Annotated in this window: 15 protein-coding genes; 5 read left to right on the forward strand and 10 right to left on the reverse strand. The window is 68.2% G+C overall.

Annotation, left to right across the window (positions count from 1 at the left end; all coding sequences use genetic code 11):
* Window positions 1-22 precede the first annotated feature (22 nt).
* The 3 genes from AB0H93_RS14390 to AB0H93_RS14400 all read right to left on the reverse strand — a co-directional run bounded on the left by AB0H93_RS14390 (window position 23) and on the right by AB0H93_RS14400 (window position 3,651).
* Window positions 23-1,102 (reverse strand): DUF4185 domain-containing protein, encoded by a 1,080-nt coding sequence (locus AB0H93_RS14390; RefSeq protein ID WP_358572287.1) that lies wholly within the window; start codon window positions 1,100-1,102, stop codon window positions 23-25.
* Window positions 1,103-1,288: 186 nt separating this feature from the next.
* Complete coding sequence (locus AB0H93_RS14395; RefSeq protein ID WP_358572289.1) at window positions 1,289-2,068, reverse strand: formylglycine-generating enzyme family protein; 780 nt, start codon at window positions 2,066-2,068, stop codon at window positions 1,289-1,291.
* A gap of 173 nt (window positions 2,069-2,241) precedes the next feature.
* Entirely contained in the window at window positions 2,242-3,651 is a 1,410-nt protein-coding gene (locus AB0H93_RS14400; protein WP_358572291.1) for a sulfatase-like hydrolase/transferase, read from the reverse strand.
* A 119-nt stretch (window positions 3,652-3,770) separates the two neighbouring features.
* On the opposite strand from AB0H93_RS14400, the gene AB0H93_RS14405 reads away from it, so the two are divergent.
* Complete coding sequence (locus tag AB0H93_RS14405) at window positions 3,771-5,198, forward strand: MFS transporter (protein ID WP_358572293.1); 1,428 nt, start codon at window positions 3,771-3,773, stop codon at window positions 5,196-5,198.
* A 10-nt stretch (window positions 5,199-5,208) separates the two neighbouring features.
* Complete coding sequence (locus tag AB0H93_RS14410) at window positions 5,209-5,940, forward strand: GntR family transcriptional regulator (RefSeq protein ID WP_358572295.1); 732 nt, start codon at window positions 5,209-5,211, stop codon at window positions 5,938-5,940.
* 224 nt (window positions 5,941-6,164) lie between these two features.
* Here AB0H93_RS14410 and AB0H93_RS14415 read toward each other — a convergent pair whose 3' ends face one another.
* Window positions 6,165-7,109, reverse strand: coding sequence for an EamA family transporter (locus tag AB0H93_RS14415; RefSeq protein WP_358572297.1), 945 nt, complete (start codon window positions 7,107-7,109; stop codon window positions 6,165-6,167).
* A 346-nt stretch (window positions 7,110-7,455) separates the two neighbouring features.
* Window positions 7,456-8,067: a TetR/AcrR family transcriptional regulator gene (locus AB0H93_RS14420; protein WP_358572299.1), complete on the reverse strand. Its 612-nt coding sequence runs from the start codon at window positions 8,065-8,067 to the stop codon at window positions 7,456-7,458.
* Window positions 8,068-8,268: 201 nt separating this feature from the next.
* Between AB0H93_RS14420 and AB0H93_RS14425 the strand changes: the two genes are divergently transcribed.
* The 3 genes from AB0H93_RS14425 to AB0H93_RS14435 all read left to right on the forward strand — a co-directional run bounded on the left by AB0H93_RS14425 (window position 8,269) and on the right by AB0H93_RS14435 (window position 11,974).
* Window positions 8,269-9,726 (forward strand): MFS transporter, encoded by a 1,458-nt coding sequence (locus AB0H93_RS14425; protein WP_358572300.1) that lies wholly within the window; start codon window positions 8,269-8,271, stop codon window positions 9,724-9,726.
* A gap of 100 nt (window positions 9,727-9,826) precedes the next feature.
* A complete protein-coding gene (locus AB0H93_RS14430; protein ID WP_358572302.1) occupies window positions 9,827-11,152 on the forward strand; it encodes an FAD-dependent monooxygenase in 1,326 nt (441 codons plus the stop codon).
* 72 nt (window positions 11,153-11,224) lie between these two features.
* Window positions 11,225-11,974 (forward strand): hypothetical protein, encoded by a 750-nt coding sequence (locus tag AB0H93_RS14435; RefSeq protein ID WP_358572304.1) that lies wholly within the window; start codon window positions 11,225-11,227, stop codon window positions 11,972-11,974.
* A 115-nt stretch (window positions 11,975-12,089) separates the two neighbouring features.
* Here the strand turns inward: AB0H93_RS14435 and AB0H93_RS14440 are convergent, their stop codons facing one another.
* The 5 genes from AB0H93_RS14440 to AB0H93_RS14460 all read right to left on the reverse strand — a co-directional run bounded on the left by AB0H93_RS14440 (window position 12,090) and on the right by AB0H93_RS14460 (window position 16,495).
* On the reverse strand, window positions 12,090-12,644 hold the full coding sequence (locus AB0H93_RS14440) for a nuclear transport factor 2 family protein (protein WP_358572306.1): 555 nt from the start codon (window positions 12,642-12,644) through the stop codon (window positions 12,090-12,092).
* A gap of 94 nt (window positions 12,645-12,738) precedes the next feature.
* Window positions 12,739-13,596: an SDR family NAD(P)-dependent oxidoreductase gene (locus AB0H93_RS14445; RefSeq protein ID WP_358572308.1), complete on the reverse strand. Its 858-nt coding sequence runs from the start codon at window positions 13,594-13,596 to the stop codon at window positions 12,739-12,741.
* Complete coding sequence (locus AB0H93_RS14450; protein WP_358572310.1) at window positions 13,593-13,781, reverse strand: hypothetical protein; 189 nt, start codon at window positions 13,779-13,781, stop codon at window positions 13,593-13,595. Before AB0H93_RS14450 ends, AB0H93_RS14445 begins: the two co-directional genes overlap by 4 nt.
* Window positions 13,782-13,919: 138 nt before the next feature.
* Window positions 13,920-15,872 carry a solute carrier family 23 protein gene (locus tag AB0H93_RS14455; RefSeq protein ID WP_358572312.1) on the reverse strand — a complete coding sequence of 651 codons (1,953 nt, stop codon included), beginning with the start codon at window positions 15,870-15,872 and terminating at the stop codon, window positions 13,920-13,922.
* Complete coding sequence (locus AB0H93_RS14460) at window positions 15,869-16,495, reverse strand: hypothetical protein (protein WP_358572314.1); 627 nt, start codon at window positions 16,493-16,495, stop codon at window positions 15,869-15,871. Before AB0H93_RS14460 ends, AB0H93_RS14455 begins: the two co-directional genes overlap by 4 nt.
* Window positions 16,496-16,504 lie beyond the last annotated feature (9 nt).

The raw sequence follows: 16,504 nt of genomic DNA on the forward strand, positions 1-16,504 counted from the left end.
CGGCGGGCGAATCGGCACACTGCTAACTCATGCGGCGCAGGACGAGGTCTTGAGCTGCCCTCAGGATCCGGCGACCAGTACCGCTGCCCGTTTCCTCCGCCCCGGGCAGCGGGCGAGCCCCAGCGCGGGGAGCGCTACCCGCGAACTGCATCGCCCGGTACGGCCAGTTCTGCTCGGTGTTCCACTGGCTGACGACCAGGTGCAGGTCGTCCAGCGTCGAGCCGGGCACGATGTAACCGCCGTAGAGTTGCGCGACATGCCCGCTGCCGTGGTTCTCGCCGTGCCACGAGCAGCCCTGCAGCGCAGTGCTGCGGACCGCTTCGTACAGGTTCGACGTCGGCCCGTCGAGGTTCATCACGTCGATGCGGTAGTTGCCGGCATCGAAGAACGACAACAACCAACGATCGTCGACACGACGCAGGCACAGTTCACCGTAGGCACCGGTGAGCGCGATGGTCGGCGGATTTCCCCACGCCCAGACGCCGTCGCGGAAGCCCCAGCCCTCCCACGCACGGGGATCGGTGAGGCGGTCGGCCGGGACGCGTTGCAGGACCAGGCCCTTGTCCCGCTGGAACCCGGTCGAGAAGGCGTAGACGTAGCCGTCGTCGCCCAGTTCCCAGGTCAACATCTGGAACAGACCGCCGTGGTGGTCGCCGGGCCACCACGCACCGGTGTGCGCCCAGGACTCACCGTTGTCGGTCGAGCGGTGCACCTCGGTCCAGTGGACGTTGCCGAGCCCCTCGCACACCATCACGTGCAGGTACATCTCGTCGCCGATGGTGATGACGTCGGTCGGGATCACGGTCCCCACGCGCCGCCCGCGGACCATCGAGTCGTGGTGGTACGGCAGCGCCTGCTCGGCGTACGGGTGAGCGCCGGTCGAACCGGTCCACCTGATCCCCGACGTGGCGGTCCGCGGATCGCCGAACAGCACGACCGGCGACCGCCAGCCGGGCCCGCCCACCCCCGCCCGCTCGAACGTGTCGCCGAACACCGACACCAGCCGCCCGTCCGGCGCGACGGCGGTGACCCCGAGATCGGTACCCCCGATCCCGAAACCATCCGTGAGCCCCGGCCCGGTCAGATCCTTCACCTTGCGCACCAGCGCTCGCACCTCATCCCGCAGTCCGTCGGCCGATCCGTGCACACCACCGCCACACCGCGGCGGCCGCACCCACCTCCGACTGTAGGCGCCACACCGCGTGGGGTGCGATGGCCGCCGCAGCGTGCTTGACCCGAACCAAGAACGAAACCAGTGGGTTCGTCTCTCAATAGACCCCCAGCGGGATCAGTCGCGTTGGGATATGTCGGCGGCGCAGCGGAAACCCAGGTTTCCGGAGGAGCTGTCGGGGCTGTTGGCGGTGCGGGCGGCGACGCGGTAGCGGTTGCAGTACGAGGTGTGGCACAGGTAGGAACCGCCGCGCATGGACCGCGCCCGAGCGCTGCCGTCGAACCAGTCGGCGCACCACTCCCACACGTTGCCCGCCACGTTGTGCAGCCCGTATCCGTTGGGGTCGAAGGAATCCACTGGTGCGGTGCCGGAGTAGCCGTCTTCGGCGGTGTCCTTGGCGGGGAACCGGCCCTGCCAGATGTTGCACTTGTGCACGCCGCCTGGGGTGAGTTCGTCGCCCCAGGGGTAGCGGGCCTGGTCCAGGCCGCCTCGCGCGGCGTATTCCCACTCGGCCTCGGTCGGCAGTCGTAGTCCGGTCCACTGGCAGAACGCGGCCGCGTCGTGCCACGAGACGTGCACGACAGGATGGTCGTAGCGGCCTTCCAGCGTGCTGCCGGGTCCTTCTGGCCGGCGCCAGCACGCCCCGGACACCGCGCACCACCACGGTGTCTGCTCCGGCCTCGGTGATGCCTTTCGCAGCTCGGCGGGCAGGAACTTGGCGAACACGTAACTCCAGCCGAACCGCTCGGCGTCCGTGCGATACCCGGTCGCGTCGACGAACTCGGCGAACCGCTGGTTCGACACGCAGTGCGGGTCGATCGCGAAGGGCGCCACCGCCACCTCCCTCACAGGTCCCTCGCGGTCGGCGGGGAACGCGTCGCGGTCGTCGGTGCCCATCCTGAACGTCCCACCTGGCAGCACGATCAGATCGTCGAGATCGACTCCGCCACGACACGGCACGGCCCCGGCCACGTCGAGCCGCCGACTCGTACCCGACGGCGGACAACACCCGGACACCCCGGATCACCTCCTGCTCCGATCACGTCCTGCAACGGCACGGCCACCACCCGTCAGCTGTCGAGGAGCGCCAGCCACGTCGGGTCCGCGGTGAGCTCGTGCTCGCCGGGGTCGCGCCAGGCTTCGTCCTTGTTGTGCCGGGGCAAGCTGCGCACCCGCAGGCCGCTGCGTTCGGGCCGCTCGTGACCGCCGAAGTACTCCTCGATGCGGTTCGTCAGCTCCTCGACCAGATTCCGGTGCTCCGGGAAGGAGATCCGGTTGACCGTCTCCCGCGGGTCCGCCTGCAGGTCGAACAGCTCGTTCGGCCCGTCCGGGTAGCGGCGGACCAGTTTGTGGCGCGAGGTGCGGATCATCCGCAGGTTCCCGTACTCGCCGAAGACCGCGTCGGGCCAGTCGACGGCCGCTTTGCCGAGCCACAGGTCGCGGTACGACCGGCCAGGGTAATCGCGTTCGCGGGGCGGCGTGAGGCCGACGTGTTCGACGATGCTCAGGAAGGTGTCGCAGTGCGTCACCGGTTCCTGCCGGATCTGTCCACTCAGGACGCTTTCCGGGTGGTTGATGATGAGCGGGACCCGGATGGACTCCTCGACCACGTTGTAGGGGATGGTGCCGTTGCCCTTGCCCCAGATGCCGTGGTGCCCGGCGTTCAAGCCGTGGTCGGACGTGTAGATCACCAGGGTCGATTCACGCAGTCCCTGGGCGTCCAGCTCGTCGACGAGCCGCCCGAGTTGTTCGTCGATCTCGCTCACCGAGGCGTAGTACTGGGCCAGCGCCTCACGCGGATCGTTGCGGCTGGTGTACATGGCCTCCGACCGCAGCCGCCCGAAGGGGTAGGTCGCATCCCGCGGGATGTCGGCGAAGGTGCCGCGACGGTAGGGCTCGACCAATCGCTCGGGGTGGCCGGACCACGGGCTGTGCGTGGCGAGGTAGCCGACGAAAAGGAAGAACGGCTGCTCGGCCGGTCGCTCGCGGAGGAACTCCACGGCGTGGTCGGTGATCGCATGCGGGTTGTAGCGCCCCGGCGCGGGCGTCGACTTCGGCCAGGGCGATTCGTACCCCTGCGGAGCACGGACCGGCGCGCCGTGGGAGTACCAGTAGTCGAATCCTGCGGGGCGCACGTCGGGGCGGCCCAGGTGCCATTTGCCGGACAGTCCTGTGGCGTAACCGGCGTCGTGGAACAGCCGGGCCAGAGTCGGCTCCGACTCCAGCCACGGGGTGGCCATCACCTCCGGGTCGCTCTCGGCGAGGTAGTCGTGCACACCGTGCTGCGAGGGCAGCCGGCCGGTCCACAGGCTGGCCCGGGCCGGGGAGCACACCGGCGACGGGGTGAACGCGTTGTCCATCCGGACGCCGGTCGCCGCGAGGTGGTCGAGGGTCGGCGTTCGCAGCTCGGAGTTGCCGTAGCAGCCCGCTGCCCACTGGGCGTGGTCGTCCGTGCACACGACGAGAACGTTCGACGGCATCCGCAATTCCTCCCTTGACAATCCCGGGTCGGCGACCCGTAATAGCACCCTAAAGGTTGGACCTCTGGAACTCCAACCCTTCCACTCGCTCCCGCCGGTGATATCGGAGGATGGTCGTCATGCCCGCACTGCAAGCACCCGGAACGCTGCGGGTACGGCCTGCCTGGCTGGTGGTCGCGCTGCTCCTGGCGGTCGGCAGCTACCAGCTGAACAACACGATGGTCGCCCCGGCGAACCCGCAGATCATCAATGGACTGGGCACCACGACCGCGGCGATCGGGCTCGCGCAGACGCTGTTCTTCCTCGTGTCGGCGATCGCTTCGGTGGTGGTGACGAGGCTGAGCGACTGGGTCGGACGCCGCCGTGCCCTGCTGGCGATCCTCGGCGTGATGATCCTCGGCGAGGCGTTGTGCGCGATCGCCCCGAGCGCTGCCGTGTACATCGCGGGACGGGCCATCAGCGGTTCCAGCGGCGCGGTCTTCGCCTTCGCGTTCCTGATCTTGCGGGAGACCATGACGCTGGTGGGGTTCAGCCGAGCCCTGGCGATCATCGCGGCGATCAAGAGCGGCGTCGGCGGGTTCGAATCGGTGGCCGGCGGCGCGATCGCCGACTTCCTCGGCTTCCGGGGCGTCTTCTGGTTCATGATCGCTTTCACCGGCGTGGCGATGGTCGCCGCGCGCTGGGCGATCCCCGAGGTGCGCGTCGTCGAGCGGCAGCGGTTGGACTGGCCGGGGTCGGTCACCATCAGCCTCGGATTCACCGGGGTGCTGGTCGCGCTGTCGCAAGGCGGGAGCTGGGGTTGGGGCGACGTCCGCACGCTGGGCTTCCTGATCGGCGGCGTGGTGTTCCTGGCGTTGTTCCCGGTCGTCGAACGCCGCCACCCGCAGCCGCTGATGAACGCCTCCCGGCTCGCCTCACGCGCGTCATGGCCGCTGCTGGCGACCAACGTCCTCGTCCTCGCAGGCGCTTTCGCCGCGACCGGTTTCGTGGTTCCGCTGCTCAGCCAGTCCACGAGTGGCGGGTTCGGGATGTCCGCGACGTTGTCCGCGCTGCTCTACGTCATGCCGGTGTCGACGGTGGGCTTCCTCGTCGCGCCGATCGCCGGCTGGCTGGCGCCCCGCGTCGGCTGGCGGCGGCTGCTGGTCGGCGGCCTCGGTGCGACGGTGGCGGCGATGGTCGTGCTGAGCCTGTTCGCGAGCGACCCGGTGGTCGTGTTCGCGGTGATCGTCGTGCTCGGCGGCTGCTACACCGGGCTGGTGCTCACGTCCCTGGACGGGCTGGGCGTGCTGCTCTCCCCACCTGATTCCCCCGGCTCGCTCACCGGGCTGAACACCGCGGCATTCGGCGTCGGCGCCTCGCTGGGGACCGCGATCGCCTCGACGGTGATCACTCAGATCTCCGGCAGCAAAGCCGGCAACATCGCGGGCTTCACCGGGGCGCTGTGGGTGTGCACCGGGCTCGCGCTGGCCGGACTGCTCGTGTCGCTGCTCATCCCCCGCGAAGGCGTGGGCGTGGTCGACGACGAGAATGCCGTGAGGACGAGTTGAGGAGCGACCGATGGCGCTGATTCGCACGCTCAAGGCACAGGCCGCCGCCGAGCTGCGCAAACTGATCGGCGAGGAGTACCGGCCCGGCGACCGCCTGCCGCCGGAAGGTCAGCTCGCCCAACGCATCGGGGTCAGCCGCAACACGCTGCGCGAGGCCCTGGGCGATCTCGTGCTCGAAGGGCTCGTGGAGCGGCGTTGGGGTGTTGGCACGGTCGTGCGCGAGAGCACCGGCCCGGTGTCGCTCAGCCTCACCGAGATCATCCCGGTGCGGGAGATCATCCACGGCTACGGGCACGAAGCGACGTTGCCGCACGTCGCGATCGAAGAGGTCGGCTGCGATGCCGGGCTCGCGGAGATGCTCCAGGTCGAGCCGGGCACCCCGGTGTGGCGCATCGAGCGGGTCTTCGCCGTCGACGGCACGCCGGCGGTGCTGATGCGCGACCACGCCCGAACCCGTTACCGGGACCAGGAATTCGACCCGCACCCGTTGTCCGATGTGGACGTCGACCTGATCACGCTGATCAGGGAGGCGGGCGCACCGCTGAGCCGGATGGAAGGCCACCTCGACGCCGTCGAAGCCAGCGCCACCACCGCCCGGCTGCTCGCTGTCGAGCAGGGGCGCCCGCTCGTGTGCGTGACGCAGACTTGCTTGTCCGACCGCGGAAGCGTGCTCCTGCACACCGAGGTGTACTACCGCACCGACGTGATCAAGCTCAACATCAACCGAACGGTCCGGCGGTAGACCCCGTCACCGACATGGGCGGGGCGGGGAAAGGTGCGGCTTCCTCGTGACCAGCTGCGCGGGAGCCAGGGGTCTGCGTTCTGCCTGCGCCGGAGTAGTTCGATCAGGGCGCCATGACGGTGAAAGGCCAGGGCCGGCGAAGCCTTGTGGCGCCCGCTCGTCGGCATGCCGCATGTGAGCGCACTCGACCGGATTGCCGAGCGTCCCGGGTCGACGGTCTCGGCTCATCTACCGCGCAGCTCGAGTGCGACCGCGCCGAGCACCAAGGCGCCCCCGACGAACGCACCGGCCCAAAGCGACTCGCCGAACACGGTCGCGCCGATCGCGGCGCCGACGAGCGGCGTGACGTAGGCGTAGGTACTGACCAGCGGCGCCGGCGCGCTCTCCAATAGGCGCGTGTAGAGCATGAAACCGACGAGCGAGTCGAAGACGAGCAGGAACACCGCCGCCCCGGCCGAGGCCCAGCTGACGTCCGACCACCGAGTCGGGGCGAATTCACCGAGCGACAACGCGACCAGCAGCAACACGGTCCCACCGGCAAGCAACTGAACCGCGCTGGCGACCACTCGATCGACCGTCCCGGCGACGTTCGCCATCAACAGGCTCCCCGCGGCCCACAGGATCGGCGCAACGCAGAAAGCCGCGACCGCCCACGGCGCCCCGCCGATCGCACTACCCGGCGCCGTCAGAACCACGACCACGATGCCACCGAAACCCGCCACGAGGCGCACCCACGACGCGACCGGTACACGGGTTCCGATCAACCCGCTCAGGAGTACCACCCACAGCGGGATCGCCGCAGCGAGGATCGCCCCGAGACTGGCGGTCACCGCGGTCAGCGCGACCGTGGCGAGCCCTTGCCCGCCCACCAGCAGCAGCACGCCGGCAGCCGCCAGGTGCCGCACTTGCGCCCGCGTAGGCCGGGGACGCCCACGCGCGACACCAGCGAGCACGACCCCGCCGAGCAAGAAGATCAGCGCCGCCCCACCGAGCGGCGGCACGCTGTCGACCATCAGCTTCATCGCCGGAATCGCCGAGCCCCAGCACGCATAGAGCGCGAGCAGCAGGAACACAGTGCGATCAGGAGGCGCCACGCCCGCCCGCCCACCACCCCGCCGCTGCACGATCCTGATGATCAACGCGAAGCTCCTCACGATCTGCCAGTCCACATCATCCGTCGGTTCGGACGCCCACATCCCTTCATCGACCGAACAGGTGATCACGGTCCCTTCGGCACTCGGCAGGTGCTCCGGCCAACACGCGCTCGCCCACGTACTCGCACCGGAGCCTCTGCTGCTGCACTCAGCCCATTCCAATGTGGACGGACAACCGGTCGACCGGACGGACTTCCTGCTCTACATGGGAACGGCGCTGTCCGTCACGGCGTTGACCGTGCTGGCAAGGATCCTGTCCGACAAGGCCAGTCGTCGGGACCCGGCTCGCTGGTCGTCGCGCTCGCCGGGACGGTCCTCTTCGTGCTGGGCTGCGTTCACCGCCCCGAGGGCGTGACCATCGTCAGCGGTCACCGCGACCTCGGCCTGTGTCCGGTGAACCGGGGCTCCAGCGGACCAGCGGGAGGAAGATCGTGTCGACGATCTCCTCGATCACCTCGGGTGCGACCGGCCGCAGCGTCATCATCGTCTCGCCTCGAAGCAGGTCGAAGGGGAGTGAGGCGATCCGTGGCGTGAGCTTGGCCGGATCGAGCTCGCCGCGCTCGATGGCGCGCTCCATGATCTCGTCGCGTCCGGAGCGGCGTCCGGCGAGGATCATCTCGCGCAGCTCGGCGAAGCTGGTTTCGGTCTCGGCGAAGTAGCCGGAGAGCAGCAGGCTGAGTTGGGCGAGGAACGGCCCCTGCTTCTCGCTCGCCTCGGTGAGGGTGGCGATCAGGTCGCCGCGCAGGGACCCGGTGTCGGCCGGGGTGATCAGCTGGATGACATTGCGGCGTACGACTGCCGCCTCGACCAGCTTCTGCTTGTCCGCCCAGCGCCGGTAGAGCACCGGTTTGCTGGTGCCGGCCCGCCGGGCGACGGAGTCGACGGTCAGGTTCGCGTATCCCCGCTCGCTCAACTCGTCCCAGGCCGCTTCGAGGATCGCTGCCTCGAGCGCTTCGCCGCGCCGTCGTCCCACGACACTCCTTAGACACTTTGACGTTTCTTATCGGTGTACCCTACGCTGGCAGATAAGAAACTAGAACGTATCTTAAGAGGTCGCCGCTCGCCTCGCGGCCGACCGCGGGGATGGATCGCATCAACCGCCTCGCCCCAGTTCCAGTCGACAACACGTCAGGCCGTGCCGGCACCGTCGCGAGCCCGAAGCAAGGAGTCCTCGATGCAGCAGAGCAGGACCGGAAACGCCGGACTGCACACGAGATGGAACGGGCGGCTCATCGGCCTGGTGGCCGTCCTGGCCATGGTGAACTTCGTGGTCGACTCCGCCATCACCGCGCCGCTGCTCGTCCTCCCGGAGATGCTCGACCACTTCGGTACCGACCAGGCGGCGTGGCTCAACGCCACCGCGATGCTGGCGGGAGTGATGTGGGCGCCCCTGCTCGGAAAGAGCGCCGACATCTACGGCAAGCGCAGGGTGCTCGTGCTGACGTTGCTCCTCAGCTGCGCGGGCGCCCTCTTGTGCGCCGTGGCCCCCAGCATCTGGGTATTCGTGCCAGGGCGCATGCTGCAGGGAGCGGCGCTGGCCGCCATGTTCCTCTCCGTCGCAATCGTTCGAGGTGCCTGCGCACCCCGCATCGCGATGATCATCGTGGGCATCGTGACCTCCGGCTCCGCGGTGCTCAACATCGTGTCCCGCTTCCTCATCGAGGAACTGGCCACGGAGTTCGGCTTCCAGATCTTGTTCCTCGTATCGGCCTTCGTCGCGGCCGTGATGGCGATCTGCGTGCGCAACGTCATTCCCGAATCCCCGATCAAGACGCCGGGCAAGATCGACGTCGGCGGTGCCCTCCTCCTCGGCGGAGGGCTCGCTGGGGTGCTCGGCTACATCAGCCTGGGCTCGGACCTCGGCTGGCTCGCCGTCGGCCCGCTGGCTCTCCTCGTCGGTGGCGTCGCGGCATTGGCCAGGTGGTTCCTGGTCTCGAATCGAAAGCCCGACCCCCTGATCGACGTCAGGGACCTCAGCGGACCACTGGTGCTCACGCTCCTCGTCGTCTTCCTCGGAGCCGGTTCGTACCAGAGCATGCTTCAGCTCATCCCGCTCATCGGCGACGTCTCAGCGGATCAGCAACTCGGGTACGGACTGGCCGACCAGGGGTCGGTGGCGCTGTTGCTCGCGGCGCCGGGACTCGGAGTCATGCTCGGAGGTCCGGCGGCCGGATGGCTCGCCGCACGCATCGGACCGGCCTCGACGCTGGCCGGGGCGGTCATGCTCGGAACCGTGGTGACCATCGGGATGTTCCTCGGGGCTTCCCAGCTTCCCGCCGCGCTCTGCTCCGCATTCCTGCTGGGTGTCACGGTAGGAGCGCTCGGGACATCCGGCTTCAACATGGCGGGTGGCTTGGCGTCCGCCGACCGGCAGGGCATCGTGTCCAGCCTGGTCATGGTCATGGTCTCGATCGGGTCGGTGGTGCTGAACTTCGTGGGCGCGGCCGTGCTCGAGTCGACCGCCGTGGTCGTCGACGGTGAAACGACGAACTCGGCCACGGGCGTGTTCAGCTACATCGCGATCGCTTCCGGCGCGTTCGCGATCGCCGCGGTGCTGGTCGTCATGCTCGTGCGAAGCACCCGCCTCAGCCACGACTCGCCGTCGCCCGACCTCGCGCGGGACGCGGTGTGACGGACCTCTGAAGATGTCGGCAGGAGCCGGCAGTTTCCTCGCGCACACGGCGATCCGAGTTGATTTTTCAACGTCCCACAACGGACTCAGGAGTTGACGAATGGACATGAGAACCGCATCGAAAGGCACGGTCCTGGTTTCCGGCGCGAGCATCGCGGGTCCGGCCGTGGCGTTCTGGCTGCACCGGTACGGATTCGCGGTGACGGTGGTGGAGAAGTCCACCGGACCGCGGGGCGGCGGGTACCCGATCGACGTGCGCGGCACCGCGGTGGAGGTGGCTCGCCGGATGGGAATCCTGCCGCAGCTCCAGGAAGCGCACATCGAGTCGCGCCGGTTGACCTTCCTCGATGCCGATGGCAGCGAGGCAGCGGTGGTTCATCCACAGGCGGTGGTCGGCGGGGTCGAGGGACGTGACGTCGAGGTGCCTCGCGGGGATCTGACAGACATCCTGCACGGGGCCATCCGTGACGAGGTGGAGTTCGTGTTCGACGACTCCATCGACGCGCTCGCGGAACACGAGCACGGTGTCGACGTCACCTTCCGCAGCGGCATCCAGCGCAGCTTCGACCTCGTCTTGGGTGCGGACGGGCTGCACTCGCGCACCCGGGAGCTCGTATTCGGCCCCGAGCGGCGATTCCACCGCTATCTGGGGTACTGCTTCGCCTTGTTCACCATGCCCAACACCTTTGGACTCTCCCATGAAGCACTCATCTGGAACACTCCCGGAAGGGCCGCGGCGCTCTACGCGGTCAGGGACGGCAACGAGCTACACGCATTCCTCAACTTCGCTCACCCCGAACCACCATACGAGGTCCTCCGCGACCCCGAGGCACAACGCGACCTCGTCGCCACCACCTTCGCCGGCGACGGATGGGAAATCCCGACCATGGTCGCCGCCATGCGCCACGCGAACGATCCGTTCTTCGACACCGTGAGCCAAGTCCACATGCCATGCTGGTCCAGCGGCCGGGTCGCGCTCGTCGGCGATGCCGCCTACGCCCCGTCGTTCCTGACCGGGCAAGGGTCCAGCCTCGCCCTCGTCGGCGCCTACGTGCTCGCCGGCTCGCTGGCCGCCCATCGCGACCACACCGCGGCCTTCGCCGCCTACGAACGCGACATCCGCGAATTCGTCGAACTGAACCAGGCACAGGTCGGCGAAGGCGCCGCAGCGCTCTTCCCCACCACCGCCGAAGCCCTTGAAAAGCGCAACAACGAACTTCGGGGCCTCACCGCCTTGCCACCAGGAACCGGGCGCCCGGCCCACACAGCCCTCACATTGCCCGAACACAGTCCCCATCGACGGATCAATGTTGCAGGCCCGCACGGTGACGGCGAACACGATCGCGATGCACGCGCCCGCGATGAACACCACCGGCAAACGACTCACCCGAGTTCAGGAACCGCCTCTGGCTCCTCTGCCTGCTGATGGATTCGGCGGTTCTGTAACGATTGCCGGAATTCAGTAGGCGGGGTCCGGCGACGTTCTTACTGTTCATTCGTGACACTGCCACCAATTCAAGGGCAAGGCGGACAGCCCCAGGACGGGCCTCCCGAGCCAGGCTCATCCGGCCAGGGTGGGCAGCCGCACGTCCAGGACAGCGAGTCGCCGCAACCGCAGACCGGCTTCCTGCACGCGCAGCACGGCTATCCGCAAGCGCCGTACGGGAATCCGTTCGCGGCTCCACCGGTGCCCGCCCAAGAATTGACCGAACCGCGTCGGCCGCGAACGATCGAGATGGCGTTCTGGATCGCAATGGTCGTACCACTGCTGGTCAGCGTGCTGGACACCGTCTTCCTCCACCTGACGAATGACGTGGTCACCGAGGGCCTCAACGCCGCCTTGGAGCAGTACGGCGTAGAACCGGTACCAGCCCAGGACACGGACTGGATCTACACCGCAGTCTTGTACGCTGTTCTGGTCGCGCTGTGGATCGCATTCGGATTCCATTTGCGGGCGGGCCGAAACTGGGCTCGGGTGACGCTCATCGTGCTCGCTGCGGTCTGGCTGTGCGCCGAACTGTTGGGCGGCCTCCTGGCACCCGTCGCTTACATGGCACTCGGGATGCCTTGGGATCTCGGACTTCCCATTGGGATGGTCGTCTTGGGCTGGCTCGTCCGCGCACTGGCTCTGACCGGCATCATCACGTTCATCGTCCTGGTCTGCCGCAAGCCCTCGAAGCAGTACTTCCAGGAGACCCGCTACTTCCAGATGGCCCAGTGGCACGCCCAAGCGGCCCCCTGGCGGTGACGTCGATCGCGCGGCAGGCCTTCCCGACACCATCAGCCGCACGCTCCAACTCCTCATCACCACCCTCGCCGACATCGACGAACGCCGTAGCGCAGCAGAAATCCTTCCGGCCGCATCATTCCGGCACCGCAGGCCCCGGAGCGACGTTCGCTCCCTCCGGGATCGGGAAGTTCACCCCCGTCAAGGGAGTGACGTGCGAACTCTGGATCTTCCACTTCCCGTCTTCGACCAGGTACCGGTCGCGATATTCCAACGACGCCTGCTCGACGACGCCGTCGGCGAGGTTGACCCTCATGAACCAGAAGGTCCAGCTGCCGACCGCGGTGTTCGCGTCGATCAGTTCGATGTCCGGGTGCATGCCATGATGGATGTCGTTGTAGAGCCAGCGGTCGCCGTCGCGGCGCAAGGCCAGCTTGCTGTACAGCTCGACGAGCTTCTCGCGATCGTCGAAGCCGCCGAGGCCCGGGCCGTAGTCGATGTCGGCGCCCTCGCGCACGAAGCACTCCCGGAAGGCATCGGGATCCTTGCTGTCGCATGCTCGCCAGTACCGGTACTTCAGGCGTTCGATCTCCTGAATCGCCTCCAGGCGCGCGACCCTACGAGCGAGGTCACGCACATCCACGTCGCCGTCATCGAACACTTCTGCCTCCTCGTTCGCCGGACTCGCCAACGGCGATCCCGCGTCCGGCGGTTCGGCATGTCAACAGCGGGGGTCCCGACCGGGCCCCGGAACCATCAGGCGACGAACGCCGATCGCGCTCCCCTCAATCCACAATGGAGTCACTGAACTCGACCGGGGAGCCGAGGAACTCCCGGTGCGACGCCGGGGAGGTGCCGTCGACGTCGACCACGCCCAGTTCCTCGCCGACCTCCGCACCGACCAGCACCCGCCCGGTCCACCGCATCCGATCGGGGTGCTCGGCGAGCGCGGCGATGACCCGTCCGGTGAACTCCGGCGACTCGGCCATCGCGGTCAGCTCGCCGTAGCGCTCGGGATCCGAGTTCAGCACCGCCTCGGTCCGCTCGGTGCGCAGCAGTCCCATCCAGATCGACACGGCCGCCACGTCGAACGGTTCGAGGTCCACCGCCATGTCGTGCGCCATCTTGTCCACACCTGACTTCACCGCACCGTAGGCGGGCCCGTGCATGTAGCAGGTGGCGCCGAAGGACGAGGTGTTGACCAGCAGGCCGCCGCCAGTGCTGACGAGCAGCGGCGCACCGTAGTAGCTGGACACGTAACTGGAACGCAGCCCGACCTCGAACATCTCCTGCAACGCCAGCGGTTTGGACCAGAACGGCCCCTTGGTCGCGAGCTGGTCCGGCACGATGAACGCGTTGTTCACCAGGATGTCCAGCCGGCCGTGGTCGGCGCGCACCCGCTCGAACAGTGCCGCGACCTGGGCGTCATCGCGGTGATCGCAGACAACGGGAACTCCGGTGCCGCCTCTGCGGTCGATCTCCTCGGCGGTGGCGAAGACCGTGCCCGGTAGCGACGCCTCGCCCTCCCGCCGAGTCCGGCCGGTGACGTAGACCGTGGCGCCGGTTCCACCGAGCGCGAGCGCGATTCCCTTGCCCGCCCCCCGGCTCGCGCCGGTGACCACCGCGACGCGGCCGCCGCTCACAGCTCGCCCGCCATGCCGAGTGGCCCACCGCACGAGGCGACCGCGAGACCGTCGACGTCCGAGCGGAGAATCGCCTTTGCCGAAGACGTCGACTTGCGGTGCCTGGCCCGTCCCCCGATCCCGGTGATCACCGCCGAGCGGGGACTGCTCGGCACCTCCCGCCCGGACGTTCGTTCATCGGCCATGTACCGCTCCCGGTCCCTGACGCACGAGTCGACTGCGACAACTAAAAACCAAACGCTTGCTTGAGCGTATCGAAGGCGTTCGCCAAGTCAAGCCCCGGTAGCGGAGCCCGCCGGGCACGCCGTGCCCCGTGCGAGCGACTACGGTTGATCTCCCTGATTCGGACAGCTCAAGGGCGGTGACGGCCAGGGCGTCGAGTTCCGCCTCAGCGCCTCTTCTCGGGGCGCTGCCGCGGCTGCCACCAGATCGCCGAACCGGTATTCGGCGATTCGGGCGACCTCCAAGGCAGCGGCGTGGCATTCGTAGGCGGGAGCGTTGTGGAGCCGCCGCGCCCCGTGGTCCAGTACCGCTTGGAGATGTGGACGCTCACGCAGGCACATGATGAGCGGGAAGCCGAAGCGCTCCCGGTAGGCCTCGGTGAGTTCGTCCAGTTGTTCCCGCTCCTGATCGGCCAGGTCGGTCAGCCCGGGAACGGAGTGGTCGCGGAGGGACATTCCGCCGCTGACCACCGGTCCTCCCAGGTCCGGGTAGAGCGACAGCAGTCGCCGCATCTCGTCCTCGCTGGAGTCGAAGAACGCCGTCAGGAGGGCCGTCCTGAGGTCGGTCACGTCAGCGAACGGTCGCTTCTCGCACGCTCGATCGATGGCCTGCGTCGGTCCTTGGAACAGCGGCGCGAAGGCGGCTTTGAACTCCTGAGCGGTCATGCCGTTGATCTGCTCCAGCTGAAGTCGGCCGGCACTCGACGCCTCGTCGTCCGTGGCCTTGCGCCGTCTGCCGAAATGGTGGAAGACCAGGTTCAGGACGATCGCCGTGATGGCGCCGATCGTGGTCCCGCTGCCGCCGAAGATCTGCGCCCAATCCGGGACGGCGTCCTTCACCTCGGGCACCATCGTGACGTACATGGCCATCCCGATGCTGGCTGCGACGATCACGGAGTTGCGGTGATCGCGGAAGTCGACCCGCGACAGGATCTGGAGCCCCACCACGGCGACCATGGCGAACATGGCCAGGGAAGCGCCGCCGAGCACGGGTGCGGGGATCGCCGTGATGACGGCCGCGAACTTCGGCACCGAACCGAGCGCGATCATGAAAAGCCCGGCCACGCTGATCACCCACCGGCTCTTCACCCTGGTGAGCCGCACCAGACCCACGTTCTCGCTGAAGCAGGTGTACGGGAACGAGTTCAGGGTCCCGCCGATCACGCCCGAGAGCCCGTCCGCCCGCATCGCGCGGGTGATGTCGTCGCCCTGCACCCGCCTGCCGACGATCTCCGAGACCCCGGTCACCGCGCCGGTGGTCTCGATCGCCGTGATCATCATGACCACCATCATCGAGACGACCCCGCCTACCGAAACCATCGGGCTGCCGAACTGGAACGGGGTCGACAACCCCATCCAGGAGGCATGTCCCACATCGTCGAAGTCGGTGTCTCCCAGCGACCAGGCCGCGAACGTGCCGAGCGCCAGTCCGAGCAGCACGCCCACTGTGGACAGAAATCCCCGCGACACCTTGTGCACCAGTACGATGACGGCGAACGTGCCGAGGGCATACGCCATGTTCCGGCCGCTGTCGGGATGGAACGCGGAACCTTCACCTCCGGCCGCGCTCGTCGCCGCGACCGACAGCAGGCTCAACCCGATGATGGCGATGACCGACCCCGTCACGACCGGCGGGAAGTACCGCATCATGCGCCCGAAGACCGGTGCGATCACGAAGGTGATCAGCCCGGCCACGATCACGGCGCCGTAGACCATCCGCAGCCCCTCCGTGCCACCGCCCGCACCCAGCCCGATGGCGACCATAGGCGCCACCGCCACCGCCGACACCCCCTGGAGCAACGGGAGCCGCACTCCCACCTTCCAGAACCCGACCGACTGGATGATGGAGGCGATACCGCAGGTCAGCAGGCACGCGTTGATGAGGTGCACGAGCTGGCCGCCGTCCAAGCCCAGGGACGACGCCAGCAGGGTCGGGATGACGATCGCCCCACCGGCGAAGAACGCCAGCACGTGCTGGAACCCGAAGACGGCCAGTTTCGCCACCGACGGCACCTCGTCCACGGGGTGGCGGCGAGGCCGCACGTCGCCGCTCATGACGGATGTCCCGCGGCGACGCGGAAGATCCCGGGCATCAAGGGCAGTCCCGGCACCCGCTGGACCCGATCGCACCAGCGCCGCACGGCGGGATAGTCCTGGCGGGATATGCCGCCTTCCTCGCAGAGCGCGACATCTCCGAAACAAGCGATGTCGCCGAGCGAGAACGCGCCCACCAGGAAGTCTTCGCCCTGCCGTTCCATGAACCACAGGTGACGGTCCAACACGCGCAGCAGCCGATGCGCCTCTGCCTGAACCTGCGGAAGGTCCGTCGGCTCACCGAAGGCCTCGTGCCTCCGCGCCGCTCCCGCTGACGCGGTCAGAGCACGCCCGAACGCCAGCCAGTCCAGCATCGCTGCGTGACCAGCAGGATCCTCACCGCGCACGAGCCCGCCCTCGCTGTCGTAGACCCGAGCCAGGTACAGCACGGCCGACTCGGCATGATGCGCAACCGCCGCGGGGTCCACGTGTCCATCGACGAGCACCAGAGCCGGCCGGCGATCGTCCGGGGCGAACTCGTACTCCTCCAAGGCCACCGAACGGAATTCCAACCCGAGGACGCCCAGCAACGCGCGGACCTGGTAGCACTCCGCGGACGTCTCGTCGTCGTAGAGGACGATCATGGCGCGAAC

The organism is Saccharopolyspora sp. NPDC050642, assembly GCF_040654735.1.
Taxonomy (GTDB): Bacteria; Actinomycetota; Actinomycetes; order Mycobacteriales; family Pseudonocardiaceae; genus Saccharopolyspora; species Saccharopolyspora elongata.

Bases quoted from the DNA above. Each gene is read 5' to 3' on its own strand.
- AB0H93_RS14395 (WP_358572289.1), bottom strand. From the start codon at position 2,068: ATGGGCACCGACGACCGCGACGCGTTCCCCGCCGACCGCGAGGGACCT.
- AB0H93_RS14400 (WP_358572291.1), bottom strand. From the start codon at position 3,651: ATGCCGTCGAACGTTCTCGTCGTGTGCACGGACGACCACGCCCAGTGG.
- AB0H93_RS14405 (WP_358572293.1), top strand. From the start codon at position 3,771: ATGCCCGCACTGCAAGCACCCGGAACGCTGCGGGTACGGCCTGCCTGG.
- AB0H93_RS14410 (WP_358572295.1), top strand. From the start codon at position 5,209: ATGGCGCTGATTCGCACGCTCAAGGCACAGGCCGCCGCCGAGCTGCGC.
- AB0H93_RS14425 (WP_358572300.1), top strand. From the start codon at position 8,269: ATGCAGCAGAGCAGGACCGGAAACGCCGGACTGCACACGAGATGGAAC.
- AB0H93_RS14430 (WP_358572302.1), top strand. From the start codon at position 9,827: ATGGACATGAGAACCGCATCGAAAGGCACGGTCCTGGTTTCCGGCGCG.
- AB0H93_RS14450 (WP_358572310.1), bottom strand. From the start codon at position 13,781: ATGGCCGATGAACGAACGTCCGGGCGGGAGGTGCCGAGCAGTCCCCGC.
- AB0H93_RS14455 (WP_358572312.1), bottom strand. From the start codon at position 15,872: ATGAGCGGCGACGTGCGGCCTCGCCGCCACCCCGTGGACGAGGTGCCG.
- AB0H93_RS14460 (WP_358572314.1), bottom strand. From the start codon at position 16,495: ATGATCGTCCTCTACGACGACGAGACGTCCGCGGAGTGCTACCAGGTC.